General features: G+C 75.7%; 27 protein-coding genes and 1 riboswitch. Of the genes, 20 read left to right on the forward strand and 7 right to left on the reverse strand.

Annotation, left to right across the window (positions count from 1 at the left end):
• The gene (locus tag ABD323_RS26900) at positions 1–1,248 is read left to right on the forward strand and encodes a YVTN family beta-propeller repeat protein (RefSeq protein ID WP_486327156.1); all 1,248 of its coding nucleotides are present in this window, start codon (positions 1–3) and stop codon (positions 1,246–1,248) included.
• Between the two features lie 310 nt (positions 1,249–1,558).
• Here ABD323_RS26900 and ABD323_RS26905 read toward each other — a convergent pair whose 3' ends face one another.
• Entirely contained in the window at positions 1,559–2,158 is a 600-nt protein-coding gene (locus tag ABD323_RS26905) for a TetR/AcrR family transcriptional regulator (RefSeq protein WP_344444562.1), read from the reverse strand.
• 74 nt (positions 2,159–2,232) lie between these two features.
• On the opposite strand from ABD323_RS26905, the gene ABD323_RS26910 reads away from it, so the two are divergent.
• Complete coding sequence (locus tag ABD323_RS26910) at positions 2,233–3,063, forward strand: class I SAM-dependent methyltransferase (RefSeq protein ID WP_344444563.1); 831 nt, start codon at positions 2,233–2,235, stop codon at positions 3,061–3,063.
• 146 nt (positions 3,064–3,209) lie between these two features.
• On the opposite strand, the gene ABD323_RS26915 is transcribed toward ABD323_RS26910, so the two are convergent.
• Entirely contained in the window at positions 3,210–3,788 is a 579-nt protein-coding gene (locus ABD323_RS26915) for a TetR/AcrR family transcriptional regulator (protein ID WP_344444564.1), read from the reverse strand.
• Between the two features lie 176 nt (positions 3,789–3,964).
• Here ABD323_RS26915 and ABD323_RS26920 point away from each other — a divergent pair, with 176 nt between their 5' ends.
• From ABD323_RS26920 to ABD323_RS26950, 7 genes are all read left to right on the forward strand, one after another.
• A complete protein-coding gene (locus tag ABD323_RS26920) occupies positions 3,965–5,470 on the forward strand; it encodes an MFS transporter (RefSeq protein ID WP_344444565.1) in 1,506 nt (501 codons plus the stop codon).
• Between the two features lie 306 nt (positions 5,471–5,776).
• Positions 5,777–6,694, forward strand: a complete 918-nt coding sequence (locus tag ABD323_RS26925; protein ID WP_344444566.1) for an SAM hydroxide adenosyltransferase — start codon at positions 5,777–5,779, stop codon at positions 6,692–6,694.
• A 104-nt stretch (positions 6,695–6,798) separates the two neighbouring features.
• Positions 6,799–7,674: an ABC transporter substrate-binding protein gene (locus ABD323_RS26930; RefSeq protein ID WP_344444567.1), complete on the forward strand. Its 876-nt coding sequence runs from the start codon at positions 6,799–6,801 to the stop codon at positions 7,672–7,674.
• 13 nt (positions 7,675–7,687) lie between these two features.
• The gene (locus tag ABD323_RS26935) at positions 7,688–8,653 is read left to right on the forward strand and encodes an amino acid ABC transporter permease (protein WP_344444568.1); all 966 of its coding nucleotides are present in this window, start codon (positions 7,688–7,690) and stop codon (positions 8,651–8,653) included.
• The gene (locus ABD323_RS26940) at positions 8,650–9,393 is read left to right on the forward strand and encodes an amino acid ABC transporter ATP-binding protein (RefSeq protein ID WP_344444569.1); all 744 of its coding nucleotides are present in this window, start codon (positions 8,650–8,652) and stop codon (positions 9,391–9,393) included. Before ABD323_RS26935 ends, ABD323_RS26940 begins: the two co-directional genes overlap by 4 nt.
• A gap of 152 nt (positions 9,394–9,545) precedes the next feature.
• Entirely contained in the window at positions 9,546–10,475 is a 930-nt protein-coding gene (locus ABD323_RS26945) for an N-acetylmuramic acid 6-phosphate etherase (RefSeq protein WP_344444570.1), read from the forward strand.
• Positions 10,472–11,512 carry an N-acetylglucosamine kinase gene (locus ABD323_RS26950; protein WP_344444571.1) on the forward strand — a complete coding sequence of 347 codons (1,041 nt, stop codon included), beginning with the start codon at positions 10,472–10,474 and terminating at the stop codon, positions 11,510–11,512. The genes ABD323_RS26945 and ABD323_RS26950 overlap by 4 nt, the downstream gene beginning before the upstream one ends.
• Positions 11,513–11,525: 13 nt before the next feature.
• Here ABD323_RS26950 and ABD323_RS26955 read toward each other — a convergent pair whose 3' ends face one another.
• Entirely contained in the window at positions 11,526–11,960 is a 435-nt protein-coding gene (locus ABD323_RS26955; protein WP_344444572.1) for a (2Fe-2S) ferredoxin domain-containing protein, read from the reverse strand.
• Positions 11,961–11,991: 31 nt separating this feature from the next.
• A riboswitch (cobalamin riboswitch) is annotated at positions 11,992–12,162 on the reverse strand.
• A 98-nt stretch (positions 12,163–12,260) separates the two neighbouring features.
• Here ABD323_RS26955 and ABD323_RS26960 point away from each other — a divergent pair.
• From ABD323_RS26960 to ABD323_RS27000, 9 genes are all read left to right on the forward strand, one after another.
• Positions 12,261–12,935, forward strand: coding sequence for a formylglycine-generating enzyme family protein (locus ABD323_RS26960; protein ID WP_344444573.1), 675 nt, complete (start codon positions 12,261–12,263; stop codon positions 12,933–12,935).
• A gap of 238 nt (positions 12,936–13,173) precedes the next feature.
• Positions 13,174–14,430 carry a cytochrome P450 gene (locus ABD323_RS26965; RefSeq protein ID WP_344444574.1) on the forward strand — a complete coding sequence of 419 codons (1,257 nt, stop codon included), beginning with the start codon at positions 13,174–13,176 and terminating at the stop codon, positions 14,428–14,430.
• A gap of 102 nt (positions 14,431–14,532) precedes the next feature.
• The gene (locus ABD323_RS26970) at positions 14,533–15,663 is read left to right on the forward strand and encodes an acyl-CoA dehydrogenase family protein (protein WP_344444575.1); all 1,131 of its coding nucleotides are present in this window, start codon (positions 14,533–14,535) and stop codon (positions 15,661–15,663) included.
• 49 nt (positions 15,664–15,712) lie between these two features.
• Positions 15,713–16,891 carry a GNAT family N-acetyltransferase gene (locus ABD323_RS26975; protein WP_344444576.1) on the forward strand — a complete coding sequence of 393 codons (1,179 nt, stop codon included), beginning with the start codon at positions 15,713–15,715 and terminating at the stop codon, positions 16,889–16,891.
• Positions 16,878–17,333: a type II toxin-antitoxin system RatA family toxin gene (locus tag ABD323_RS26980; protein WP_344444577.1), complete on the forward strand. Its 456-nt coding sequence runs from the start codon at positions 16,878–16,880 to the stop codon at positions 17,331–17,333. Before ABD323_RS26975 ends, ABD323_RS26980 begins: the two co-directional genes overlap by 14 nt.
• A complete protein-coding gene (locus ABD323_RS26985; protein ID WP_344444578.1) occupies positions 17,330–18,628 on the forward strand; it encodes an aspartate aminotransferase family protein in 1,299 nt (432 codons plus the stop codon). The genes ABD323_RS26980 and ABD323_RS26985 overlap by 4 nt, the downstream gene beginning before the upstream one ends.
• Positions 18,629–18,672: 44 nt before the next feature.
• Positions 18,673–18,927: an acyl carrier protein gene (locus ABD323_RS26990; RefSeq protein ID WP_344444579.1), complete on the forward strand. Its 255-nt coding sequence runs from the start codon at positions 18,673–18,675 to the stop codon at positions 18,925–18,927.
• Positions 18,928–18,971: 44 nt separating this feature from the next.
• Positions 18,972–20,186 carry a beta-ketoacyl-[acyl-carrier-protein] synthase family protein gene (locus tag ABD323_RS26995; RefSeq protein ID WP_344444580.1) on the forward strand — a complete coding sequence of 405 codons (1,215 nt, stop codon included), beginning with the start codon at positions 18,972–18,974 and terminating at the stop codon, positions 20,184–20,186.
• 61 nt (positions 20,187–20,247) lie between these two features.
• Positions 20,248–21,288, forward strand: coding sequence for an SDR family oxidoreductase (locus ABD323_RS27000; RefSeq protein ID WP_344444581.1), 1,041 nt, complete (start codon positions 20,248–20,250; stop codon positions 21,286–21,288).
• A gap of 56 nt (positions 21,289–21,344) precedes the next feature.
• On the opposite strand, the gene ABD323_RS27005 is transcribed toward ABD323_RS27000, so the two are convergent.
• From ABD323_RS27005 to ABD323_RS27015, 3 genes are read right to left on the reverse strand one after another with little or no spacing between them, the layout of a single operon-like run.
• Positions 21,345–22,361 (reverse strand): NAD(P)/FAD-dependent oxidoreductase, encoded by a 1,017-nt coding sequence (locus tag ABD323_RS27005; RefSeq protein WP_344444582.1) that lies wholly within the window; start codon positions 22,359–22,361, stop codon positions 21,345–21,347.
• Positions 22,358–22,900: an isoprenylcysteine carboxyl methyltransferase family protein gene (locus ABD323_RS27010; RefSeq protein ID WP_344444583.1), complete on the reverse strand. Its 543-nt coding sequence runs from the start codon at positions 22,898–22,900 to the stop codon at positions 22,358–22,360. The genes ABD323_RS27005 and ABD323_RS27010 overlap by 4 nt, the downstream gene beginning before the upstream one ends.
• Before the next feature lie 8 nt (positions 22,901–22,908).
• Positions 22,909–23,973 carry a type III polyketide synthase gene (locus ABD323_RS27015; RefSeq protein ID WP_344444584.1) on the reverse strand — a complete coding sequence of 355 codons (1,065 nt, stop codon included), beginning with the start codon at positions 23,971–23,973 and terminating at the stop codon, positions 22,909–22,911.
• 118 nt (positions 23,974–24,091) lie between these two features.
• On the opposite strand from ABD323_RS27015, the gene ABD323_RS27020 reads away from it, so the two are divergent.
• Positions 24,092–25,024, forward strand: coding sequence for a UbiA family prenyltransferase (locus ABD323_RS27020; protein ID WP_344444585.1), 933 nt, complete (start codon positions 24,092–24,094; stop codon positions 25,022–25,024).
• A 108-nt stretch (positions 25,025–25,132) separates the two neighbouring features.
• A complete protein-coding gene (locus ABD323_RS27025) occupies positions 25,133–25,528 on the forward strand; it encodes a hypothetical protein (RefSeq protein WP_344444586.1) in 396 nt (131 codons plus the stop codon).
• On the opposite strand, the gene ABD323_RS27030 is transcribed toward ABD323_RS27025, so the two are convergent.
• Positions 25,504–25,817 (reverse strand): CbiX/SirB N-terminal domain-containing protein (locus ABD323_RS27030; protein ID WP_344444587.1); only part of this gene is annotated, 314 nt, incomplete at its 5' end. The genes ABD323_RS27025 and ABD323_RS27030 overlap by 25 nt on opposite strands.

Below are 25,817 nucleotides of genomic sequence, written 5' to 3' on the forward strand. Positions count from 1 at the left end.
GTGCTGCTGGCGCCGTGCTGCTTGCTGGCCCCGGCCGGCTGCGCCGCCCCCGCGCGGGGCGGCGCCGTGCCGGTCACGATCGCCGTCTCGGGCACGGTCGGCGCGCCGAGCGCCTCCGCGGCCACCGCCGCGCCGTCGTCCGGCCCGTCGTCCGGCCCGTCCGCGCCGGCCGCCTCGCCCCTGCCGGTCACCCCGGCCGCCTCGCCCGTCCTGCCGGACCTGCTGCCCGGGATGCCGCCGCCGCTCGATCCGCAGGACCTCTACGCGGCCGACCGGCCCGGCCAACTGGCGGACGCCGTCCGGGGTTTCCCGGCCCGCGTCTACGTGCCCAACACCGAGTCGGACACCGTGAGCGTCATCGACCCGGCCACCTACCAGGTCGTGGACACCCTGCACGTCGGGCGTCAGCCGCAGCACGTCGTGCCGTCCTGGGACCTGCGCACACTCTGGGTCAACAACGACCTCGGCAACAGCCTCACCCCGATCGACCCGGCGACCGGCACCGCCGGGGACCCGGTCGACGTGCACGACCCCTACAACCTCTACTTCACGCCCGACGGCAGGTACGCGGTGGTGATGGCCTCGGCCGACCACCAGTTGGTCTTCCGCGACGCCCACACCATGGCGGTGGTGAAGACCGTGCCGACCGACTGCGCGGGCGTCAACCACGCCGACTTCTCGCCGGACGGCCGGTACTTCATCGTCTCCTGCGAGTTCTCCGGCGAGCTCCTCAAGGTCGACACCGCCGCGATGACCGTGCTGGCCAAACAGCGGATCCCGCTGGACGGGTCGATGCCGCAGGACGTGAAGATCTCCCCGGACGGCCGGACCTGGTACGTCGCGGACATGAAGGCCGACGGCGTCTGGGTCCTGAACGGCGACACCTTCGCGCCCCCGACGCTGCTGCCCACCGGCCGTGGCGCGCACGGCCTGTACGTCAGCCGCGACTCGAAGAGCCTGTACGTCTCGAACCGTGGCGAGGGCTCGATCTCGGTCCTGGACTTCGCCACCGGCACGCTCACCGCCAAGTGGCAGCTGCCCGGTGGCGGCAGTCCCGACATGGGCGGGGTCTCGGCGGACGGCAGCGTGCTGTGGCTCAGCGGCCGCTACAACGCCGAGGTCTACGCGATCTCCACCGCCGACGGCCACCTGCTGGCGCGGATCAAGGTCGGCTCCGGGCCGCACGGACTCTGTGTGTACCCGCAGCCCGGCCGTTACTCCCTCGGGCACACCGGCGTCCTGCGCTGATTGCTGACCGCTGACCGCTGACCGCTGACCGCGGCCCCATCGTGCGAGGTCGCTCTCGGGACAGTGGTGTGCTCGCGTGCTCGCGTGGTCGCTGATCGCCGGGCGTCGGCCGTGCACCCCCATCGTGCGAGGTCACTCTCGCGACGGTGGTTGGCTCACGTGACCACGACCGCCGACCGCTGGTCGTGCCCCCCATCGTGCGAGGTCACTCTCGCGACGGCGGCCGGCTCACGTGACCACTGATCGCCGACTGCCGGCCGCCGACCGTGCACCCCCATCGTGCGAGGTTGCTCTCAGCACAGCGGCTCGCTCACGCCGGCGGCGTCCGCACCGCCCCGGCGACGACCGAGTCCACCGACCGCCGCACCGCGTCCGCCGACGGGGGTGCCCCGCCCCGGTCGGCGAAGAGCAGGTGTCCGGCCCCGACCAGGGTGGGGGCGAGCGTGTCGACGTCGGCGTCCGCCGCGAGCCGGCCCAGGGCGCGCTCGGTGGTGAGGTACTCGGCGATCATCACGGTCGCCTCGGTGAGCAGCGGGACGCCGGTGGGCGTGCTGCTGCGCAGCCGGGCGCGCAGCCCGTCGCGGGAGACGACCAGGCCGACGACCGCCACCGCGACCGACCCGAACAGCTCGGTCAGCGCCTCGGTGAGCAGGCCCACGACGGTGCCGGTGCCGGCCCGCTCGCGCAGGGCGGCGGCCTGCCGGTCGATCCGGGCGGTCCGGTCCCGCACGAGGTCGGCCAGGAAGGCGTCGAAGTCGGCGAAGTGCCGGTGCAGGACGCCCTTGGCGCAGCCCGCCTCGGTGGTGACCGCCCGGCTGGTCAGCGCGTTCGGCCCGTCCCGGAGCAGGACGCGCTCGGCGGCCTCGAACAGCTGCTCACGCGCGTCGCGGATGGCTACTCCCGTCGGCACGGCGCATCCCTTCCCTCCCTCGCCGGTGGCCCGTCCCGTTGACGAGTGGGCATGTGCCCACTATGAATGGGCACATGCCCACTTTACCCCCGGCAGGGATGCCGGACCCCGTGAACGAGCCCCATCGGCTCCGCCGGGTCGCGGAGTCGTTCGGCGTGGACGCCGAGCGCTACGACCGGACCCGGCCGCCCTATCCCGACACCCTGGTGCGCCGGATCGCCGCCACGGCCCCGGGTCCCGACCTCCTCGACGTCGGCATCGGCACCGGCACCGCGGCCCGGCAGTTCCGGGCGGTCGGCTGCCGGCTGCTCGGGGTCGAACCCGACCCGCGGATGGCCGACTTCGCGCGGCGCGGCGGGATCGAGGTGGAGGTGGCGAGGTTCGAGGAGTGGGAGCCGGCCGGCCGCACCTTCGACGCGGTCGTCGCCGGGCAGGCCTGGCACTGGGTGGACGCGGTGGTGGGAGCGCGCAAGGCCGCCCGGGTGCTGCGGCCCGGCGGGCGGCTGGCGGCGTTCTGGAACGTCGCCCGGCCCCCGGCCGAGGTGGCGCGGGCCTTCGCCGCGGTCTACGAGCGACTCGCGCCCGAGGCGCTGGTCGCCCGGGCCTACCGTCCCGAGGCGTCCGCCGGGCACGGCTACCCGACGCTGGTGGACCGGGCGGCGGACGGGATGCGGCAGGCGGGCGCCTTCGGTGAGCCCGAGCGCTGGCAGGTCGACTGGGAGTGCGCTTACACCCGTGACGCGTGGCTGGACCAGCTGCCCACCCAGGGCGACCACGGCGGCCTGTCGCCGCAGGTGCTGGCGCGGGTGCTGGCGGGGGTCGGCGAAGCGCTCGACGCGCTGGGCGGCGGCTTCACGATGTCGTACACCGCGGTGGCGGTCACCGCCGCGCGCACCGCTGCCTGATCGCGCCCGCGCGCACCGCTGCCTGATCGCGCCCGCGCGCACCGCTGCCTGATCGCGCCCGCGCGCACCGCTGCCTGACGGCGCGCGGGCTGCCCGGGTGTCGACGGCTCAGGTGTCGACGGCCCGGGCGTCGACGGCCCGCAGGCTCAGCCGCGCGCGCGGACGCCGTCCAGCGCGATCTCCAGGACCCGGTCGCGCTGCCCCTCCTCGACGAAGGCGACGGAGGTGATGCCGGAGACCATCCGCAGCAGGTCGTCGAAGCTCATGTCCGCCCGGGCCACGCCGGCCTGCTGGGCACGGGTCAGCAGCGGGCCGCCTGCGTCGAACATGCTCTGCCGGCAGGCGAGGAAGATGTCCGACTCGCCGTTGAGCGCCTCGCGGACGGCGCGCTTGGTGACCGTGTACTCCACGAAGCGGCGCAGCCAGCCGGTCAGGGCGGCCCAGGGCTCCTGGTCGGCCAGTTCCACCGCGACCGCGGCCAGCGCGTTGACCTCCTCGGCGTAGACGCTCTCGAAGAGGTGCCGCCGGGTGGGGAAGTTGCGGTAGAGCGTGCCGATGCCCACGCCCGCGCGCCGGGCGATGTCCTCCAGTGAGGCGTCGGCGCCGTGTTCGGCGAACGCCTCGCGGGCCGCCGCGAGCAGCGCGTCGAAGTTGCGCGCGGCGTCCGCGCGGCGTGGGCGCTGGACCACGACGATCTCCTGCGGTGCAGCGGTCGGCTCCGCCATCGTGCTCTCCCTCAGTGATCGGACACCGGAACCAGGTTGTACCGGAGGCGTGCCTCCGTTATTGTGGAGGCATACCTCCACTTTACCAGTCGAGCCGACGGGCCGCGCTGACGCGCGCCGGGTCGGAACGCGGTCGCCCCTGGCCGGCCGCCACTCGCTCCCAGAGAGGGACCCTGATGCCCCGGACCTCCAATCGGCTCACCTTCGCGGTTCTCGCGACCGGGGCCGGTGTCTTCTCGATGCTCCAGTCGCTGATCGCCCCGGCCCTGCCGGCCGTCCAGCACGCCATGCACGCCTCCCAGTCCACCGCCACCTGGGTGATGACGGCCTATCTGCTCTCGGCCTCCGTCTTCACCCCGATCCTGGGCCGGGTCGGCGACCTGGTCGGCAAGAAGCGCACGCTGGTCGCCGTGCTGGGCGCCCTGGTGCTCGGCTGCCTGCTGGCGGCGCTGGCACCCGACATCACCGTGCTGATCGTCGCCCGGGTCGTCCAGGGCATCGGTGGCGCGCTCTTCCCACTCTCCTTCGGCATCATCAGGGACGAGTTCCCCGCCGACCGCGTCTCGCCCAGCATCAGCAACCTGTCGGCCGTGATCGCCGCCGGCGGTGGGCTGGGCATGGTGCTCGCCGGGCCCATCGTCGGTGCGCTGGACTACCGTTGGCTCTTCTGGCTGCCGGTCGGGATCGTGGCGGTGGCCGCGTTCGTCGCCTTCCGCTACGTCCCCGAGTCGCCCACCCGCGCCCGCGGCGGCGTCAACTGGCTCGGCGCGGCCCTGCTCTCGGCCTGGCTGGTCGCCCTGCTGCTGCCCATCAGTCAGGCCTCCGGGTGGGGTTGGGGATCGCCGCGGGTCATCGGCCTGCTGGCCGCCGCCGTGCTGCTGTTCGTCCTGTGGCTGCGCAGCGAGGCCCGCGCGGCCAGTCCGCTGATCGACCTGAGGGTGATGCGGCTGCCGGCGGTGTGGACCACCAACACCGCCGCGCTGCTCTTCGGCGCCGGCATGTACGCGGTCTGGTCCTTCCTGCCCGGCTTCGCCCAGACGCCGACGGCGGCCGGCTACGGCTTCGGCGCGAGCGTCACCGGGGCGGGCCTGCTGATGCTGCCGATGCTGGTGGCGATGTTCTGCTCCGGCGTGCTCAGCGGGCGGCTGCAGCCGCTGGTCGGCGCCAAGGCGCTGCTGGTCGCCGGGGCCGCGCTGGGTGCGGCGGCCTGCGCGATCCTCGCGGCCTGGCACAGCGCCGCCTGGCAGGTGGCCTTCGCCGCAGGCGTGTTCGGACTCGGCATCGGGCTGGCCTTCGCCTCGATGGCCAACCTCATCGTGCACAGCGTCCCGGCCGCGCAGACCGGCGCCGCCAGCGGGATGAACGCCAACATCCGCACCATCGGCGGCTCGCTCGGCGCCGCCGTGATGAGCAGCCTGGTCACCGGCCGGCTCCAGCCCTCCGGCCTGCCGGCGGAGAGCGGCTACACCGAGGGCTTCGCCCTGCTCGCCCTGCTCTGCCTGGCCGCCTCGCTGGCCGCCCTGCTGGTCCCGGCCCGTGGCGCCACCGGTCGGGGCGCCACCACCGGCCCGGGCCGGGTCGTCGCCGGCACCCCGGGTGGCACCGAACGCGCCGTGGCGTCCACGGCCACGTCCACGTCCGCCGCGGCCTCCGCGTCCGCGTCCGCGTCCACCACCGCGTAGAGGTCGGGTCGCGCCGTCCGGGTGGTCGTCGACGCGCGTGCCGTCCGCATCGTGGTCATGGCGTCTCGCGCCGCCCGACCCGGTGCTACAGTCCCCACCATGCTCAACACCGCCACCCTCGCCATGATGCGAATGATGCCCCCGAACTCGGAGGCGCTTCGCTAGCGAAGCGGTGTGCGCGCAGGACGCGACGGGCCCTCCGGAAACGGAGGGCCCGTTTTTTGTCGTCCCCGGCCACTTCGAGCACCTCCCCGCCTGCTTCCCGACCACCTCCCCAGCCGCCTCCCTGCGAAGGAGAGCACCGCCATGGCTCACCCCCCGGTCATCTCGCTCACCGACTGTGCCGACCCCAACGCGCTGGCCCGGCAGGCCACCCGGATCGCCGCCCTGTTCGGCGCCACGCCGAGCGTCCTGCCGCTGACCGGGCCCGACCCGGAGGGCGCCGCCGCGCTCACCCTGCTCGACCTGCTGCGGTCCACCGAACTGGTCGGCGGACCGACCCACCCGGCCGTGGTGCTCGTCAACATCGCGCCACGGGACGGCCACTGGCCCAACGGGGCGCCGTTCTGCTACTTCCCCTACGGGCCGCACCTGGTGATCAGCACGCTGAACCCCCGGGTGCTCGCGCCGCTGGCGACCTACCTGGGGGTGACCGAGGTCCGGGTCACCGACGTGCGCGAGGTGCTGGAGGCGGCTGCCGCGCAGTGGGCCGAGCTCTCGCCCGACGAGGTGGAGGAGATCGCCCGGACCCAGTTCCGCAGCCTCTGGTACGTGCCGTTGCTCGCCCGCTGGCTGGTGGACGGCCGACCGGTCCCGGCCCGGCCGTGGACCGTGGACCCCACCGCCCAGCCGTCCGTGCGGCCGCACGGTCCGCTCTCCGGTCAGCCGTCCGCCCGCCCGGCGGGGGCGCCGGGGCACGTCGCGCAGGACGGCGCCGTGCGGGTCGCCGTGGTGGACAACTTCGGCAACTGCAAGCTGGACCGGCCCGCCACCGCCCTCCCCGGGTACCGGGCAGCCGCCGGCATCCCGGTGCGCAGCGGGCACGACGGCGGCAGCGTCCAGGTGCGCTGCTACGACCGGTTGCCCGACGTGCCCTACGGCGAACCGGGTATCACCACCGGGAGTTCGGGCATCGGCTTCGCCGAACTCGTGGTCCGCGGCGGCTCCGCGGCCGACCACTTCGGCCTGCGGGAGGGCGATCGGGTCCTCCTCCCCACCAGCTGACCCGGCCCAGCTGACCCGGCCCGGCTGCCCGACCCGCAGGCCCACCCCGCAGGCCGGCTCCCGACGGACGCCGATCCCCGCCCACCGACTCGAAGGAAATCCCCATGTCCCGTACCCGTACCGCCCTCTCCCTCGCACTGGGCGCCGCCGTCGTGCTGACGGCCGCCGCCTGCGCCCCCCAGCCCGGGTCCACCGCGTCGGCCACGTCGGCCGCGACCGGCTCCGCCGCCTGCGCGAGCAGCCCGAGCCTGTACAAGCAGGGGCAGTTGACGATCGCCACCGACTCCCCGGCCTACGCGCCGTGGTTCGACGGCAACGACCCCGCCGACGGCAAGGGCTTCGAGAGCGCGGTCGCCTACGCGGTCGCGGGCAAGCTCGGCTTCAGCCAGAACCAGGTCAAGTGGGTGGTCGAACCGTTCGACAACTCCTACGCCCCGGGAGCCAAGAACTTCGACTTCGACATCAACCAGATCTCCAGCACGCCGGAACGCGCCAAGGCCGTCGACTTCTCCAGCAGTTACTACACGGCCAGCCAGGCCGTCCTGGTCCTGGGCACGTCCAAGTACGCGGGCGCCACCTCGCTGGCCGCCCTCAAGGACGCCCGGATCGGCGTGCAGGTGGCCACCACCAGCTACCAGGCGGTGCTCGACGAGATCGGTCCCGGGCAGCAGCCGAGCGTCTTCAACACCACCAACGACGAGGTCAACGCCCTGCAGAACGGCCAGATCGACGCGGTCGTCACCGACCTGCCGACGGTGTTCTACCTGGCCGGCGCGGAGCTGACGGGCGGTAAGATCCTCGGCCAGTTCGGCTACCGGGGCGGCACGCCCGAGGAGTTCGGCCTGCTGCTGCACAAGGACAGCGGGCTGACCCCGTGCGTCGACCAGGCGCTCGCCGCGCTGAGGGCCGACGGCACGCTGGACCGGATCACCTCGCAGTGGCTGTCGGCCTCGGCCAACGCCCCCGAGCTCAAGCCGTAACGGAGGCCGCGCCATGGAGAACGAGACGAAGGCCGGCCCGCCCGCCGGCCCGCACGCAGCCTCGCCCGCCGGCCCGCACGCGGCCTCGCCCGCCGGCCCGCAGGCGGCCCCGCCCGCCGATCCGCGCGAGGAGGAGTACCGGCCCAGCGAGCGGCAGCGGGAACGCGAGCGCTTCCGCCGCGCCCGCAAGCGGCGCAACGGCTGGATCGCCACCCTGTGCACGCTGGCCTTCCTGCTGGCGGTGGGGGCGGCCGTGGTCGCCTCGCCGGGCTGGGAGCGGCTGCACAGCCGGTTCCTGGACGGTGCGGAGTTCCGCCGCACGCTGCCCGCGATCCTCCAGGGCTTCTGGCTCAACGTCCAGATGTTCCTGATCGCCGAGGTGCTGATCCTGGCCCTGGGACTGCTGATCGCGCTGGTGCGGGTGACCCGGGCACCGGGCCTGCAACCGCTGCGGCTGGCGGCGACGCTCTACGTGGACGTGTTCCGCGGGGTGCCGACCCTGCTGCTGGTCTTCGTGGTCGGCTTCGGACTGCCGGCGTTGCAACTTCAGGGCACGCCCTCCGAGCCCTGGGTGCTGGGGGTCATCGCGCTGGTGCTCTCGTACGCCGCCTACGTCGGCGAGGTACTGCGGGCCGGGTTGAACTCGGTGCACCCGGCGCAGCGCAACGCCGCCCGGGCGCTGGGGCTCAGCGAGTCGCAGACCCTGCGGCGGGTGATCCTCCCGCAGGCGGTGCGCAACGTGCTGCCGCCGCTGCTCAACGACTTCATCGCGCTGCAGAAGGACACCGCGCTGGTCGCCGTCCTCGGACCGCTGGAGGCGCTGCGGGTCGCGCAGATCAAGGCGGACTACGACTTCAACTACACCCCCTACCTCGGCGCGGCCGCCCTGTTCGTGGCGGTGACCATCCCGCTGACCAGGTACGCGGACCGGTTGCAACGCCGCGCGGCGCAGCGGACCTGGGCGGAGGCGGCGGCATGACCGAGCCACTGCTGCGGATCCGCGGCCTGCGCAAGCGGTACGGGGCGCGCCTGGTGCTGCGCTCGATCGACCTGGACGTCGCCGAGCACCAGGTGGTCTGCCTGATCGGCGGTTCGGGCTCCGGCAAGTCGACCCTGCTGCGCTGCGTGGACCTGCTGGACGTGGTCGACGACGGCACCGTCCACCTGGGGGAGACCGAGCTGACCGATCCCCGACTGGATCCGAACCTCGCCCGCCGGCGGATCGGCATCGTCTTCCAGGCCTACAACCTCTTCCCGCACCTGAGCGTGCTGGACAACATCACGCTCGCCCCGCGCCAGGTGCACCGGGTGCCCCGCCGGGCGGCCGAGGAGGCGGCCCGGGACCTGCTGGAGCGGCTGGGGCTCGCCGACAAGGCGCACGACTACCCCGACCGGCTCTCCGGCGGCCAGCAGCAGCGGGCCGCGATCGCCCGCGCCCTGGCCACCGAACCGCAGGTGCTGCTCTTCGACGAGATCACCTCCGCGCTCGACCCCGAACTGGTGGGCGAGGTGCTGGACGTGGTCACGGACCTGAAGCAGCGCGGCCTGACCATCCTGATGGCCACCCACGAGATGGGCTTCGCCCGGCAGGCCGCCGACCAGGTCTGCTTCCTGGAGGACGGCGTGATCCGCGAGCAGGGCAGCGCGGAGCAGGTGCTCACCGACCCGCGCCACGAGTCGACCCGGCGCTTCCTCTCCCGGGTGCTCGACCGCCGGTGACCCCGGGTCGGGCACGCCCTGCGGCGCGGCGGCGGGTGACGCGGCTATCTTCACAGCTGTGCACCCGCCGGGCACCCGCCCGGCCCGACCACTCGCCCACGCCCGCCCACGCCACCCACCCACCCTCGCCCGCCCACGCACTGGGAGCAGCCATGTCGACGGAGCCCGAGACCCTGCGCGCGGACGGGCTGCCGCCCACCGAGCGCCGCAATCCGGCCAGCACCCGGCTGGACGAGCTGACCACCACCGAGCTGCTCGAACTGATCAACGATCAGGACGCCACGGTGCCGGGCGCGGTGCGCGCCGTGCTGCCGCGGCTGGCCGAGCTGGTCGACACCGCGCTCGGCGTGCTGCGGGCCGGCGGCCGGGTGCACTACTACGGCGCCGGCACCAGCGGGCGGATCGCGCTGGGCGACGCCGTCGAGCTGGGGCCGACCTACGGGGTCGGGCCCGATCGCGTGCTGGCCCACCTGGCGGGCGGCCCCGGCGCCCGCGGGAGGGCCAGGGAGGACGCCGAGGACCACGCGCCGGACGAGGACGCGGCCGACACGCCCGGCACCGGGGACCTGGTGATCGGGGTCACCGCGAGCGGACGCACCCCGTACGTGGCGAGCGCGCTGCGCGCCGCCCGTGCGGTCGGCGCGCACACCGCGCTGCTCTCCGGCGACCCGGCCGCGCCGCTCGCGCCGCTGGCCGACCTGCACCTGGCGCTCGACACCGGCCCCGAGGTGGTGACCGGCTCGACCCGGATGAAGGCCGGCACCGCCCAGAAGCTGGCGCTCAACGCCTTCTCGACCGCGCTGATGGTCCGCAGCGGCCGCACCTGGTCGAACCTGATGATCGCCGCCTCGGCGAACAACGCCAAGCTGCGCGAGCGGGCCGTGCGCACCCTGGTGACCGCCTGCCAGGTCCCCGAGGAGACCGCCGCCCGTGCGCTGGCGCAGTGCGCCGGCGAGATCCCCACGGCCCTGGTCTGCCTGGTCGCCGGCGCGAGCCCCCTCGCCGCCCGCGAGGCGCTGGCCGCCCACCACGGCCACGCCTGGGCCGCGGTGCGCGCGCTGCGCGAGGAGACCGGCCGGTGACCGGCGACGGTCCGCTCTACCTCGGCCTCGACGTGGGAGGCACCCGGACCCGCGCGGTGCTGCACGACCGGCACGGCCGTGAGCTCGCCCGGGCGGCCGCCCCCGGCGGCAACCCCGCCGCCCGCGGCGCCGGCGCGGCGCTGGAGGTGCTCGGCGGCGCGGTGGCCGAGGTGCTGCGCGGGCGGGATCCGCAGCAGGTCGGCGGCTGCGTGCTCGGCCTGTCCGGACTGCGGGCGCTGCCCGACCGCGACGTCTTCGCGGCCGCCTGCCGGACGGCCTTCGGCCTGCCGGGGCCGGTGCGGCTGGTCTCCGACGCCGTGGTGGCGTTCGTGGCGGGCAGCGGCGCGGCGGCCGGGACGGTGCTGATCGCGGGCACCGGCACCATCTGCTGCCGGATCTCCCACCCCGGCGCCGACGGTGACGCCGCCACCCTCGACCCCGGCTCCGCTCCCGGGGCGGCCGACCCGGTGGTGACCGCGACCGCCGGCGGACTCGGGCGGGCGCTTGGCGGCGGGGGGGGCGGGGTCGGCGGGGTCGGTGGAGGGGGTGGCCAGGCGCACGCGCGGCCCACCGACCCGCTGGGCCGTGCGGTGCTGGCCGCGTGCGGCGTCACCGATCCCACCGCCCTGGTGCGCTGGGCCTACGACGGTCCGCCGCACCGGCTCGCCACCCTCGCCCCGCTGGTCAGCGAGCTGGCCCTGGCCGGCGACCCGGCCGCCGAGGGGTTGGCCGACGCCGCCTCGGCCCGACTGGTCGAGCTGATCCGCGCCATCCACCACCCCTGCGAGCCCATCGTGCTGGCCGGCAGCGTCGCCACCACGCCCGGCCCGATCCGCGACCGGCTGCTCGCCCGGCTGCGCGCCGACGGGCCCCCCGGGCCGGTCGGGTCCGCCCGCGACCCCGTGGCCGCCGCCCCCCCCCCCCCGATCCGCGCCCGGCTGCCCGCCCGCCTGCGCGCCGCCGCCCCGCCCGGGCCGGTCGGTTCGCCCGACGACCCGGTGGCCGCCGCCGCCCGACTCGCGGCCCGCCCGGGCTGACCGGAGGTGGCGCTCACTGCGCCGGAGCCGCGCGCGTGCGCCTGCCGGGCCCGTGCGCGGGGATCCGCAGCGACTCCAGCGCCGCCGGCAGCGCCGCCCCCGCCGCCGCCCCCGCCCCCGACGGCCGTCGGCCGAGCCGGCGGACCCAGTCGCAGAGCTCGGCGGTGTCGGCCGGGTCGGTCAGGTTCCCGAACCAGAGCGGCCCGGTCCGCGGTTCGCCCGGGAGCCGCCCGCGGGAGCGCACGACGACGACGTTGGCGACCTCGCACGGCCCCAGGCACTCGGTGACCAGCAGCTTCGCGTCCGGCAGGGACTCGACGGCCGCACCCAGGGCGGCCAACTGGCCCGCGTGATCGGTGCCGGGGCGCTTGGTGGCGCTGCCGCAGCAGCAGCCACGGCAGACGATGACGTCCACACCCGGCGGGCGGGCAGGGTCGACCGGTGGCATCGCAGAACTCCCTCGTGGGGTCCGCGCCCCAACCGTCGGAGAAACCACGGGTCAGTGTTCTGACTCCCGGCGCCGTACCCCGGACCTCCGAACCGCCCGTCCGCCGGGCGGAGTTCGCCGGAAGGGGCGGACACCGGTCACAGTGGCGGGACCGCCCCGGACTCGCACCGGGTTCCTGCACACCGTGGTCTCGGATGCTCGTGCATCTCGTGCGCGACCCTGCCGCACCCGGCGACGGCCCGTCAACCCACAGTGACGCAGCCCACGTCGACGCGAATGTCTCGCTAGGATCCCCGGATCATGGACCTGATGACGGGGAACGAGCTGGTCGCCATCCCGCCGGGGCGGGTGACGTTGTCGGACCGGCGGACCCGGCGCAGTTGGTCGGTCGACCTGGCGCCCTACCAGCTCGCGGCATCCCCGGTCACCCAGGCGTTGTACGCACGGATCACGGGCCGTCGGCCGAGTGCCACGTCCGGGGACCGGTTGCCCGTCGAGTCCGTCTCCTGGTGGGACGCGACGCGGTTCTGCAACGCCCTGTCCCAGCGGGCCGGCCTCACGCCCGCCTACCACTTCGGTGCCGAGGCCGACGTCATCGAGTGGGACGAGTCCGCCGACGGGTACCGGCTGCCGACCGAAGCCGAGTGGGAGCACGCCTGCCGGGCCGGGACGACCGGGCCGCGCTACGGGGAGCTCGACGAGATCGCCTGGTACCGCGGGAACTCGCACGAGCGCATCCACGAGGTGGGTGGCAGACGGCCCAACGCGTGGGGGCTCCACGACATGCTCGGCAACGTCTGGGACTGGTGCTGGGACGTCTACGACGCCGAGGTCTACGGCGCCTACCGGGTGCTCCGCGGCGGTGGTTGGTTCGATGAGCAGTGGAGTTGCCGGACCTCCGCGCGGCGCCGCAGCCACCCGACGTTCCAGGTCGACGACGTGGGATTCCGCGTCGCGCGTACCGTCCTGCGGTGATCCGCGCCCTGTGCGGCCCGCCCCGCGCGGGGCGGGCCGCACAGGGCAGGTTCAGGTCATCAGACTGACGAATATCCGGATATTCGGTCAACTATGCGCTGGTGCAAGGGCCGTGTGCAACGGGGGTACGCTGATTCCCGATGTGGACGAACTTCCTGTCATCGTCCGAATTCTTCGGCGTGCGCGCTCGCCGGGGAATGTCGGCGTGCCCGGCCGCGGTCGAAGGCGAGCAAGCCCCTTGAACAGCCTGGTGGATGGAGCGGCGCACGGCCTGGCGCAGGCCGAGGCGACCCTGCTGTCGGTATTCGACCCGCAGCACCGGGAGAATCCCTATGCTCCCCTGGCGGAACTCCGGGAGCTGGCGCCGACTTTTCATCACGAAGGCCTGGAGACCCGATTCCTGACCACGTTCGCCGACTGCCGGGCGGTTCTGGTCGACCCCGACTTCGTGGTTCCCGACCGCGCCTGGCTCGAACGCGAGCGGCCGGACTGGCTGGGGCACCCGGCCGCCGACTTCTTCTACTCCGCGCTGCTGGGCACCAACGCGGACGCCCACGAACGGCTGCGCCGGCCGCTGGCGGGGGCGTTCGGCGCCCGACGGGTCGCGGCGCTGGCGGCGGGATGCGAGAAGGCCACCGACGCCCTGATCGACCGGTTCGCGGAGGCCACCGCGAACGGCGCCGCCGCGGACTTCCAGGACCTGGTGGCGTACCCGCTGGCGGTCGGCGCGGTGGGCGACCTGATCGGCGTGCCGCCCGCGGACCACGGGCGGTTCCGCGAGCTGGGGGAGGGGGCCGCCCGGCTGCTGGAGCCGGTGCGGTCGGCGGCGGACTGGGCCCGGGCCGACCGGGCGGTGGCGGCGCTGCGGGACTACCTCGCCGACCTGCTGCGGCAGCGCCGGTCGCGGCCCGCCGAGGACCTGGCCAGCACCCTGCAGGCCCCCGGCGGCACCGCGGGGCCGGCGCTGACGGAGGGTGAGCTGGTGGACCTGCTCCTGCTGGTCCTCGTCGCCGGCTTCGAGACGACCGTCGGGCTGCTCGGCGGCTCGGTGTTCGCCCTGCTCACCCACCCGGACCAGCTGGCGCTGCTGCGCGTCGACCCGGCCCTGCTGCCCGGCGCGGTCGAGGAGTCGCTGCGCTGGGACGGGCCGGTGCTGATGACCGAGCGGCTGGCCGCGCGCCCGGCGCGGGTGGGCGCGCTGAGCGTCCCGGCGGGCGGCAGCGTCACCGTGGTCCTGGGCGCCGGGAACCGCGACCCGCGGCGCTACCCGGACCCGGACGCCTTCCTCGTGCGGCGCCCCGACGTGCGGGTGCTGAGCTTCGGCGCGGGGGCGCACCACTGCCTCGGCGCGGGGCTGGCCCGGCTGGAGGGCGCCGTGCTGCTTCGGCGGCTGCTCGCCAGGTTCCCCGCCCTGGGACTCGCCGGACCGCCGGTGCGGCGGGAGTCCGCCTGCCTGCGCGGCTTCGACCGCCTTCCGCTGGTCACCCGCGGCTAGCGACACCTCACCCGACCAAGGCCCAGCCCGACCAGGGGCCAGCCCGCCCCCGCCCTGCCCGCCCCTCGCGAAGGACCCTCCCGTGTCTCGAAGGACCCGCCCGTGAACTTCCTGCATCGCGAACGCGCCGTACTCGACACCTTCATGCCCGGGCTGGACCAGGCGCTCGCGCGGTACCCGCTGGGGGAGTTGGAGTGCTCGCCCAGCCCGGCGATCCAGGCGTTCCGGGACGCCGGCGGGCCGGGCCTGCTGGTGCCGGCCGTCAACGCCGGCGCGGGGGCGAGCGCGTTGCAGGCCGTGCGGGTGCAACGGGCGGTCGGGGCCCGCTGCCCCTCGCTCGCGGTGGCCACCACGATGCACCACTTCTCGATCGCCGGGCTGGTCGAGGCCGCCAAGTACGGCGACGGCCTGGAGGGGCTGCTGCTGGAGGCCGTCGCCAAGGACCGGATGCTGGTGGCCTCCGGCTTCGCCGAGGGCCGGGCGGGCCAGAACATCCTCAGCCCGCACATCACCGCCGAGCGGCGCGCCGGGCGGATCGTGCTGAACGGCAGCAAGATGCCGTGCAGCCTCTCGCGTTCGATGGACCTGCTGACCGCCTCCGTCGTGCTGAGGGGTGAGGACGGCGTGGACCGCCTCGCCGTCGCGCTGATCCCGGCCGCCACCCCGGGGATCACGGTCAAGCCGTTCTGGGGCACGCCGATCCTGGCGGGCGCCGAGAGCGACGAGGTCATCCTCACCGACGTCGAGCTGGACCCGGCGATGGTGGTGGCCACCGAGGTGACCGCCGACGCCGTGCCGGACGCGCTGAACATCGCGGGCTTCCTCTGGTTCGAGCTGCTGCTCACCGCCGGCTACCTGGGGATGGCCAGCGCGCTCGTGGAGCGGACGCTGGCCCGCCGCGGCGGCGCGCAGGACGACCCGACCCCGTACCTGGTCGCGGTGGAGGGCGCGGTGCTCGCCGTCGAGGCGGTCGCCCGCGCGATGGCCGACGAGGAGTGGAGCGACGCGCTGCTCGTCCAGGCGCTGACCGCCCGCTACGCCGCGCAGGACGCCATCGCGCACACCACCGGGGCCTGCCAGGCGGCGCTCGGCGGCATGGCGTTCATCGGCTCCCCGGAGGGCTCGTACCTGGCCTCGGCCGCGGTCGGCCTCACCTTCCACCCGCCGGCCCGCAGCCGGATGGCCCGCCCGCTGCGGGACTTCCTGGACGGCCGTCCGCTGCGGATCGGCTGAGTCGGTGGGCCCGACGGCGTCGGACGCCGGCCGCGCGCACGGTCGGCGGGTGGAGGTGCTGCGCAGCATCGAGGAGTTGGGGCGCGAGGTGTGGGAGCGGCTGGCGCCCGCGGACGACCCGATGTGGTCGTGGGGCGTCTTCCGTGCCCTGGAGCGCAGCCGGGTGGGGCCGGACGGCTACGCCTACCTGGTGGTGCGCCAGGGCGACGAGGTGACGGCCGTGCTGCCGCTCTGCCTCTTCGGCGAGCTGCGGCTCGACCAGGTCGTCGGTCCGCGCGAGCGGCGCCTGCTCGCCCCGGTGCGCCGGCTGCTGCCGCGGCTGCTGCGGGTGCCGATGCTCTTCTGCGGCCACCTGCTGGGACAGGGGCACGTGCTGGCGGCCGGCGGCGCGCTCGACGAGGGGAGCGGCCGGCTGCTGGTGGCGGCGGCCCTCGACTTCGCGCGGCGCGAGCGGCTGGGCACGGTGGTGTTCAAGGACTTCGCCCCCGCCGGCCTCGACCCGCTGCGCGGGGCGCTGCGGGAGGCCGGGTTCTTCCTCGTGCCGAGCCTGCCCGACACCGAACTCCCGCTCGGCGAGGCCTCGTTCGAGGAGTACCTGGCCGCACTGCCGGCCAAGCCGCGGCGCAACGCGCGCCGTAACCTGCGCACCTTCCAGGCGCGGCCCGAGCTACGGATCGAGGTGCTCGACGAGTTCGGCCACCTGCTGCCACAACTCCTGGCCCTCTACCGGCAGGTGATGGACCGCGCCGACCAGCGCCTGGACGTGCTGGACGCCTCGTTCCTGGCCGCCGTCGAGAGCGGCGCCGGGCTGGACCGGCGCCTGGTGGTCTGCTTCGAGGGGACCCGGCCGGTCGCCTTCCTGCTCTGCCTGTTCGCCGGCTCGGGGGCGGTCGGCGCCCGGATCGGCCTGGACTACCGGCTCGCCCACGCGGCCCGGCTCTACCACAACGTCCACTACGCGGCGATCCGGCTCGCGATGGCGGCCGGCTGCGGCCGGATCCGCTTCGCCCAGACCGCCTACCGGCCCAAGGTCGAACTCGGCTGCCGGCTGGTCGAGCAGTGGCACGCGATGACCCATGTCCGCCCACTGCCGCGGGCCGTGCTGCGCCACCTGCTGCCCCGCGCGCTGGGCGCCGCGCTGGCCGACGCCCTGGGCCCGCACGCCCCGGCCCCGCCGGCCCCGGCCCCCGAACGTCACGAGATGAGGTCGCGTCATGCCACGCGTTGAAGTGGAACTGTCCATCGCGGTACCGCCCGACGAGGCCTGGGCCGCGGTGGTGGACGTGCTCGGCTACCCGGACTGCATGGAGAGCGTCGACTCGGTCGAGATCGTCGAGCAGACCGACGCCTCGCACCGCACCACCGCCTGGTCGGTCCGCCTCAAGGGCTCGGTGCTGCGCTGGGTGGAGACCGAGCTGATCGACCATCCGGCACGCCGCTTCGACTTCGAGCAGATCAGCGGCGACCTGGGGGAGTTCGTCGGGCACTGGGCGGTGCGGCCCGCGCCGTCCGGCGGCAGCACGGTCGAGCTGCACGTCGACTTCGACATCGGCATCCCGCTGCTCGCGCCGATGCTCAACCCGGTGGCGGCCGACGCGCTGCGCGAGAGCGCCGCGCAGATGCTCGCCTCCCTCGAGACCCGGCTGCTCGCGCCGCAGGCCGTGCGGTGACGGCCACCATCGGCGTCGCCACCGACGACGCCGAACCCGCCGCCGCGCCCGTGGACGCCGCCGAGGTCTTCGACCGGCTGCGCCGCCACCTCTCCCCCAAGCTCGCCCTGACCGGGAGCTTCGCCGGCCGCGGCGCGGTGGAGGAGTCCGCCCGGGGCTGCCGGGTGACCCTCTCCGACGGCCGCAGCGCCCTGGACTTCGGCTCCTACGCCGTCACCCTGCTCGGGCACCGCCACCCGGCGGCCCTCGCCGCGGCGCGCCGGCAGCTCGACACCATGCCGACCTCCACCCGCAGCCTGGCCTCCCCGGTGGCGGCCGAGGCGGCCGCCCGCCTCTCCGGCTACCTGGGCGACGCGCTGCCGAAGGTCTACTTCGGCCTGAACGGCGCCGACGTGGTGGAGGTGGCCGTCAAGCTGGCCCGTCTGGCGACCGGCCGCGGCCGGGTGGTGGCGGTGCGCGGGGGCTTCCACGGCAAGTCGCTCGGCGCCCTCGCGCTGACCCACAGCCCGCTCTACCGGGTCGGGCTGCTGGGCTGCGCCACGGACGTCGTCCACGTCGACGGAAGCGATCCGGGTGCGGTGCTGCGCGAGGTCGCCGGCCGCGAGGTGGCCGCCGTCGTCCTGGAGCCGGTGCAGGGCGAGAACGGCGCCGTCCCGCTGGCCACCGACGTGCTGCGGCAGTGGTGCGCGGACGCCGCCCGGTACGGCAGCTTCGTGATCGCCGACGAGATCCAGTGCGGGCTGCGCCGGTGCGGGGAGCGGTCGGTCGCGCTCGCGGAGGGCCTGCCCGTGGACGCGGTGCTCTTCGGCAAACCGCTGGGCGGCGGCGTGGTCCCGCTGTCCGCGCTGCTCTGCTCGGAGCGGATGTACGCGCCGCTGGCCGCCGATCCGTTCCTGCACTCGGCCACCTTCGGCGGCCACCCGCTCAGTTGCGCGGTGCTGCTCGCCGCGCTGCCGGCGATCGAGGAGCTGGCCGAGCACGGGCGCACCCTGTCCGCGCTGCTGGACGGGGTGCTGGACGGGATCGGGCGGCGGCACCCACGGGTGGTGCGCGCGGTGCGCGGTCGCGGGCTGCTGCGCGGGATCGACTTCAGCTCCCCGCAGGTCGCCGGCGCGGTGGTGCTGGAGCTGGCCGCCGCCGGACTGCTGGTCTCGCCCTGCCTGAGCCGGCCCACCACCGTGCGGCTGCTGCCGCCGCTGGTCAGCACGGCGGACGACCTCGCCCAGGCGGCCGCGATCCTCGAGGCCGCCATCACGGCGGCCGCGCCCACCGGCCCGGCCACCGGCACCAGGTGACGTCGGGTCGCCCGGCGTCCCGGCAGAACGGAAGGAAGGACGACATGTCCACGCGCGAGGAACTGGCCGTGACGGTCAGAGCGGTCATCTCGGACGTGCTCGGCACGGAACCGGAGGAGGTGCACGAGCGGGTCAGCCTGCTGGAGGACTACGGCATCGACAGCCTGGAGCTGATGGAGATCGGGGCGCGCCTGGAGCGCACCCTGCAGCTGCGGATCGAGCTGCGGGACCTGACGGCGGCGCGCAGCGTCGGCCACGCCATCGACCTGCTGCAGAGCCGCCTGGCGGCCCGCCGGTGAGTGGCCGCCACCCCTCGGGCGGGCACCCCTCGGGCGGCCACCGCGTGGCCGTCACCGGGATGGGCGTGAAGTGCCCGGCGGGCAACAGCGTCGAGGAGGCCTACGCGAGGCTGCTGACCGCCAGGTCCACCGCGAGGCGGGTGCCGCACCTGGTCGAGCAGGACCTGCCGGTGCACTTCGCCTGCCTGGTACCGCCGTTCGACCTCGACGCCTACCTGACCCGCCGCGAGGCCCGGCAGATCGACCGCACCACCCAGCTGCTGCTCTGCGCGGCGGCGGACGCGGTGGCCCCCGCCGGTCTGCCCGCCGACCGGCCGCTCGACCGGGTGGGCGTGCAGATCGGCACCGGGATCGGCGGGCTGCCGAGCATGGAGGCGGTGACCCTCAGCCACGGCGCCCGCCCGCGCGACCTGCCGGTGCACACCGTGCCGCGGACCATGGCCAACTCGCCGGCCTGCCGCCTCGCCATGCGCTACGGCTTCCAGGGCGCCTGCACCACCTACTCCAGCGCCTGCGCGAGCGGCACCACCGCGCTGGGCGAGGCGGCCCGCAAGATCCGCTACGGCGAGCTGGACGTGGCGGTGGCCGGCGGCGTCGACTCGGCGGTCACCACGGTGGTGATGGGCGCCTTCGCCCGGATGCGGGCGATGTCCACCAGGAACGGCGAGCCGGCGCTGGCCAGCCGCCCCTTCGACGCCGACCGGGACGGCTTCGTGATGGCGGAGGGCGCCGCCGTGCTGGTCCTGGAACGGATGGACGCGGCCCTCGCGCGCGGCGCGGTGATCCACGGCGAGATCGCCGGCTACGCCGAGACCTGCGACGCCTTCCACATCGTCGCCCCGCACGAGGACGGCGAGCCGGCCGGCCGCTGCATGCGCCTGGCCGTCGCCGACGCCGGGATCGGCCCGGCGGACATCGGCCACGTCAACGCGCACGGGACCTCCACGCTGCGCAACGACCGCGCGGAGGCGCGGGCGATCGACCGCTGCTTCGGCGGCCAGTCGCCGCCGGTCACCGCCGTCAAGGGGGTCACCGGACACCTGATCGGCGGCTCGGGCGCGCTGGAGGCCGCGCTCGCCCTGCTCTGCGCGGCCCGCGGCGTGGTGCCGCCGGTCGCCAACCTCACCGGCAGCCCGGAGGCCGACCTGGTGGACCTGGTCGGCGGCACGGCACGCACCGTCGCGCCCGCCCACGTGCTCTCCAACTCCTTCGGGTTCGGCGGCCAGAACGCCTGCCTGGTGCTCGCCCCGGCGCCCTGACAGAGCCTCACCCCCCTCACCCGCTCGCCCTTGCACGGCGACCAACGATGGAGACCCAGCCATGCGAGTCCTGCTCACCGGCGCGACCGGAGTGGTCGGCACCGAGCTCGTGCGCCAGCTGCGCGGCGCCCTCCCACCGTCCGGGCCCACCCTGGTGCGGGTGGCCCGGCGGGCCGAGGACGAGACGCTGGTGCGCTGGCGGATCGGGGCCGAGCCGGCGCCGCAGGCCCTGTCCGGGCACTGGGACGTGATCGTGCACGCGGCCGCCACCACCCGCTGGACGCTCGGCCTCGACGAGGCGGTGGCCGCGAACGTCGAGCCGCTGCGGGCGGTCCTGGCTCTCGCCGACCGCGACACCCACCTCGTCCAGGTCTCCACCGCCTACGTCGGCGGCGTGCGCAACCCCGAGGACCTGCGCGGCGCCGAGTTCGAGGGCTACCGCAACGGCTACGAGTGGTCCAAGGCGCGCTGCGAGGAGGTGGCGCGCGCCGAGCACCCCGGCCCGCTGACCCTGGTCCGCCCGCCGCTGGTGGTCGGGCGGCGCGGCGACGGCGAGATCGCCCGCTTCTCCGGGCCGTACACGCTGCTCCATGCGCTGGTCTCCGGCCTGGCCGCGGTGGTGGTCGGCGACCCGGCGGGCTACGCGGAGATCAGCCCGGTGGACGAGGTCGCGGCGGTGATCGCGGCCGCCGCGCTGGGTGCGCCCCCGCCGCGGCCGCGCACCGAGGTGATCGCCGGCGGGCGCGGCGCGCTCACGCTGACCGCCCTGCTCGACGTGATCTGCGAGACCCTCAACGAGTGCCGGACCGCCCAGGGGGTGGCGCCCGTGGAGCGCCCGCCGCTGGTCTCCGGTGACAGCTGGGACCGCTTCTTCCGGCCGCTCGCCGACCAGTTCCTCTCGCCCTTCCAGAGCCAGGCCGTGCAGCTGCTCGCCATGTTCCAGAGCTACACCAGCATGAGCGAGCCGTTCGAACCCACCTGGACGGTCGTGGACCCGGCCGCGGTGATGGCCGCCTCCGTCCGCCACTGGGCCGCCCGCAAGCCCCGCCTCGCGCTGGCCCGCCCCGAGCCGTGGACCCTGCTGGCCGCCGCTGCCGGCTGAGCGGCCCGCCGGCTGCCCGGCGCGGCCCGGCTCGGCCCAGGCCCGCGCGGCCCGGCTCAGCCCAACTGGTTGACGGTGGCCGCGAAGAGGGCGGGGAAGCGGGCGGCGGTGGGCACGATCCGCGGCGCCAGGCGGGGCTGGGCGCGCAGCCACAGCAGCGCGCCGGTCAGCAGGCGGTAGCGCCGCGAGGCCCGGAGCCAGAGCCGGTCGTAGTCCTGCGGCCGGTCGGCCCGCACGCAGCGGACCAGCTCGGCGGCGGTGCCCAGCGCCATCGCGATCCCCTCGCCGGTCAGCGCGTCGACGTACCCGGCGGCGTCGCCGACCAGCAGCACCCGGCCGGCCACCCGGCCGCGCACCCGCTGGCGCAGCGGTCCCGCGCCGCGGGTGGCGCTCGCCGCGGCCCGCGGCAGCCGCCGGGCCAACTGCGGGAACGCGGCGAGCTGGTGCTCGTAGGGCGCGCGGTCGCCGGTGAGCAGGGCGACTCCCACCAGGTCGGGCCCGACCGGGGTGACGTAGGCCTCCGCACGGGCCGACCAGTGCACCTCGACGCAGTCCGACCACGGCGCGAGGGCGAAGTGCCGCCGCAGCCCGTACCTGGCCGGGCGCCGGTCGGGGGGCGCGGCGAGGTCCAGGGCGCGGCGGATCGGGGAGTGCAGGCCGTCGGCGGCCGCCAGGTAGCGGGCGGTGATCCCGGCGGCGGTCACCCGGTCGCCCTCCTGACGGACCGCCTCCACCCGCAACGGCAGGACCGGGACACCGAGTTCGGCCACCCGGTGGGACAGGGCCGCGTGCAGGTCGGTGCGCCGCACGCCGCGGCCCGGCAGCGCGTGGAAGTGCGCCTCGGCCCGGTGCCGTGCGTCCAGGTAGCGGATGCCCCGCAAGGGGTGGCCCTCGACGGTGACGCCCAGGTCGGCGAGGGCGGCCACGGCGGCGGGCATCAGCCCCTCCCCGCACGCCTTGTCGATGGGCGAGGGGCGGGGTTCGGCCACCACCACCCGCAGGCCGGCGCGGGCGGCGTGGATGGCGGTGGCGAGCCCGGCCGGCCCGCCGCCGGCCACCAGCAGGTCGATCACGCCGGCGCCCCGTCGAGCGCCGGCACGGCGGTCGGCGCCGTGCGCAGGGCCGCGTTCTCGCAGCGCAGCCGCACCGCGAGCAGCGGCAGGTTGAGCAGGGTGAAGCCGGTCGCGGTGAGCCAGGCGCAGTGCACCAGGGGCAGCGCGGCGCCCTCGACGACGACCGCGAGGTAGTTGGGGTGGCGCAGCAGCCGGTAGGGCCCGGTGGCCACCAGCGACAGGCCGGGGACCACCAGGACCCGGGTGTTCCAGCGCGGGCCCAGCGTGCCGATGCACCACCAGCGCAGCGCCTGCGCGGCCAGCGCCAGGGCGAGCATCGGCCACCCGAGGGCGGGCAGGAACGGCCGGTCGGCGAGGGCCGGTTCGGCCAGGCAGCCGGCCAGCAGCGCGGTGTGCAGCAGCACCATCGCGGGGTAGTGGCCGCGCCCGTACTCGACGGCGCCGCGCCGCCGGCTCCAGGCGGCGTTGCGGCGGGCGGTGATCAGTTCGGCCAGCCGCTCGGCGGCCACCAGCAGGACCAGGACGAGGTAGCGGGACACGGCGGCGGCTACCAGCGCAGCAGGACGAGTTCGGAGCAGAAGCCCGGGCCCATCGCCAACAGCAGCCCCGGTGTGCCGGGCAGCGGTGGGCGCAGGGCCAGGGTGTCGCGCAGGATGTGCAGCACGGAGGCGGAGGAGAGGTTGCCCACCTCGGCCAGCGAGCGCCAGGTCAGCTCCAGCGCGCGGGCCGGCAGGTCCAGCGTCTCGCGGACGGCCTCCAGGATCTTGGGGCCGCCGGGGTGGCAGACCCAGGCCGCCACGTCCTGCGGCTTGAGGTCGTGGTCCGCGAGGAACGCGTGGACCTCCGGGCCCAGGTGACGGCGGACCAGTTCGGGCAGCTCGGCGCCCAGCAGGATCTGGAAGCCGCTGTCCACGATGTCCCACCCGAGCAGGCGCTCGGTGCCGGGGTAGAGCCGGCTGCGGGTCGCGGTCACCACCGGCCCGTCGTCGGGCCGCCGGCTCGGGTGCTCCGCGCCGACCGCGCCCACCGCCGCCGCGCCGTCGCCGAAGAGCGAGCCGGCGACCAGGTTCGCCGCCGAGGCGTCGGTGCGCTGCAGGGTCAACGAGCAGAGCTCGACCGACAGCAGCACCGCCACGCCGTCGGGCCGCCCCCGCAGGTAGTCGTGCAGCCGGGCGATGCCGGCGGCACCGGCCACGCAGCCCAGCCCGAAGATCGGCACCCGCCGCACGTCCGCCCGTAGGCCCAGCCGCCCCGCCAGCCGGGCCTCGATCGAGGGGGCGGCGATGCCGGTCACCGAGGTGGAGATCACCAGGTCCACGTCGGCCGGGCGCAGCCCCGCCTCGTCGAGGGCCGCCCGCACCGCCCGCTCGCCCAGCTCCAGGGCCGCCTCGATGAACGCGTCGTTGGCCTGCCCGAAGCCGTTCAGCGTGGCGTACCGCTCCAGCGGCAGGGCCAGGCGGCGGGTGCGCACCGTGGAGGTGGCGTGCAGCCGGTCCAGGACGCCGCGTTCCTCCTCGCGCACCAGGCCCATGGCGGCCAGCGCGTCGGTGATCTCGTGCTGCTCGTACGCGTGGGGCGGGAGCACTCCGTGGACAGCGGCGATTCGCGTCATGGGCCCAGCATAGGAACAAATGCCCTCGAATCCCCCGGCTGACGAGGTGTCAGCGGGCGTTTCCCGCCCGGCCGTGGCGATCCGCCGGCTTCCATGGGCCGACTTCTAGCATCGCCTCATGCCCAGCAGTGCAGCACCCACCGCCGCGGCCCCCGGCGCCGAGCTGGCCCCGCGGCCGACGCCCCGTCGCCCGCTGCGTTCGGCGCTCGGGCTGCTACGCGCCTGCCACCTTCCGCCGACGCTGGCCGTCACGGCCCTGGTCACCGCGCTGGCGGGGGGCTCCGGCCGGGACGCGGCCGGCTGCCTGCTGGTCGCCGCGGCCGTGCTCACCGGTCAGCTCTCGGTGGGCTGGTGCAACGACCGGGTCGACCTCGCGCGCGACCGCGCGGCCGGCCGGCGGGACAAGCCGCTGGTGACCGGGCTCCTCGCACCGCGGACGGTCTCGGTCGCGGCCGGCTGCGCGCTCGCCCTGTGCGTTCCGCTCTCGCTGGCCGGGGGCGCGGCGGCGGGCGCCGCCCACCTGACCGGCGTCGCGGCCGCCTGGGGCTACGACCTGGGCGTCAAGCGGACGCTCGCCTCCTGGCTGCCGTACGCCCTGGGCTTCGGCCTGCTGCCCGCCTTCGTCACCCTCGGGCTCCCCGGCCGGCCCTGGCCCCCCATCTGGTCCCTCGCCGCGGGCGCCCTGCTCGGGGTGGGCGCGCACCTGACCAACGTGCTGCCCGACATCGACGCCGACCTCGCCGCGGGCGTGCGCGGCCTGCCGCAACGCCTGGGCCGGCGCCGGACCCGCGCGCTCGCGCCCCTGCCGCTGCTCGCCGCCTGCGCCCTGCTGGTCTTCGGGCCACCCGGACCGGTGGGCCCCGCGGACTGGGCCGCCCTCGCCGTCACCGCCGCGCTGGCCCTGGCCACCGTCCTGCCCAGCACCGCCCCGCCCAGCACCGCCCCGCCGGCCGCCGGCGGGTGGCGCGGTCGGCTCCCGTTCCTGACCACCCTCGCGCTGGCGGCCACCTGCGTCACCCTGCTCCTCCTGCACGGCGCGGCGCTGGCCTGACCGTCCACCTGCCGCCCACCCGCCCCGGGAACCGGATCGGGGGCTCCCGCGTGGAAGATCACGACCGATCGTCCGGGAGCGGGAACGGGAGCGGGGGCGGGAGTGAGCGTGACAGCGGAGCGGGGCAGGGACCGGGCGGGCGGCTGCGGGTGGGTCCTGGGGGCCTGGGTGCTCGCCACGGCGGGCGCCTTCCTCGGCAGTGCCACGGTCGTCCGGGCCTGGCACTCCTGCCTGGGCCAGGACCACGAGTCCGCCGCCACCGGGTCGGTCGCGGTGGTCGGGTTCTGGGCGGTCCTGCTGACCGCGTTGCTGCTGCTCGGCGCGCTGCCCGGTCCGCCGCGCCGGCGCCGCCGCTGGCTGTGGCCGGCCATGCTCGCCGTCACCGCCGTGCTGACCTGGCTGTTCGTGGTGGGGATGGGCACCCCGCCGTCGCCGCAGCCCGGGTCGTCGGCGGAGGTCGGGTGCGACACCAGGCCGGCCTACCCGTTCGCCGGACCCGGGTAGTGCTCGTGCGGCAGGCGTCCGGCCGCCTCGTCGTAGCGCAGGGCGACCAGGCGGGCGAGGGCGCCGTGCGGGCCGAGCGGGGCCGAGCTGAGGCACGCTCCGGCGCGGGCCGCGCGGCGGGCGAAGAAGCCGGGACCCAGCAGGTACGGGGCGAGGGTGACCCGGGCGTGTCCGGCCGCGCGCACCGCCGCGACGGCCTCCGCGAGGGTGGGCCCGGCGGCGCACAGGTACCCGGCGGGGACCTGCGCGCCGCCGGGCAGGCGCTCGCGCAGCAACGCCGCCATCGCCA

The sequence above is a fragment of the Kitasatospora nipponensis genome (assembly GCF_039528135.1).
GTDB classification, from domain to species: Bacteria; Actinomycetota; Actinomycetes; order Streptomycetales; family Streptomycetaceae; genus Kitasatospora; species Kitasatospora nipponensis.

Coding starts and splice junctions, on each gene's coding strand:
- ABD323_RS26910 (WP_344444563.1), top strand. CDS start 2,233: ATGCCCACTTTACCCCCGGCAGGGATGCCGGACCCCGTGAACGAGCCC.
- ABD323_RS26915 (WP_344444564.1), bottom strand. CDS start 3,788: ATGGCGGAGCCGACCGCTGCACCGCAGGAGATCGTCGTGGTCCAGCGC.
- ABD323_RS26920 (WP_344444565.1), top strand. CDS start 3,965: ATGCCCCGGACCTCCAATCGGCTCACCTTCGCGGTTCTCGCGACCGGG.
- ABD323_RS26925 (WP_344444566.1), top strand. CDS start 5,777: ATGGCTCACCCCCCGGTCATCTCGCTCACCGACTGTGCCGACCCCAAC.
- ABD323_RS26930 (WP_344444567.1), top strand. CDS start 6,799: ATGTCCCGTACCCGTACCGCCCTCTCCCTCGCACTGGGCGCCGCCGTC.
- ABD323_RS26935 (WP_344444568.1), top strand. CDS start 7,688: ATGGAGAACGAGACGAAGGCCGGCCCGCCCGCCGGCCCGCACGCAGCC.
- ABD323_RS26940 (WP_344444569.1), top strand. CDS start 8,650: ATGACCGAGCCACTGCTGCGGATCCGCGGCCTGCGCAAGCGGTACGGG.
- ABD323_RS26945 (WP_344444570.1), top strand. CDS start 9,546: ATGTCGACGGAGCCCGAGACCCTGCGCGCGGACGGGCTGCCGCCCACC.
- ABD323_RS26955 (WP_344444572.1), bottom strand. CDS start 11,960: ATGCCACCGGTCGACCCTGCCCGCCCGCCGGGTGTGGACGTCATCGTC.
- ABD323_RS26960 (WP_344444573.1), top strand. CDS start 12,261: ATGGACCTGATGACGGGGAACGAGCTGGTCGCCATCCCGCCGGGGCGG.
- ABD323_RS26980 (WP_344444577.1), top strand. CDS start 16,878: ATGCCACGCGTTGAAGTGGAACTGTCCATCGCGGTACCGCCCGACGAG.
- ABD323_RS26990 (WP_344444579.1), top strand. CDS start 18,673: ATGTCCACGCGCGAGGAACTGGCCGTGACGGTCAGAGCGGTCATCTCG.
- ABD323_RS27000 (WP_344444581.1), top strand. CDS start 20,248: ATGCGAGTCCTGCTCACCGGCGCGACCGGAGTGGTCGGCACCGAGCTC.
- ABD323_RS27015 (WP_344444584.1), bottom strand. CDS start 23,973: ATGACGCGAATCGCCGCTGTCCACGGAGTGCTCCCGCCCCACGCGTAC.
- ABD323_RS27020 (WP_344444585.1), top strand. CDS start 24,092: ATGCCCAGCAGTGCAGCACCCACCGCCGCGGCCCCCGGCGCCGAGCTG.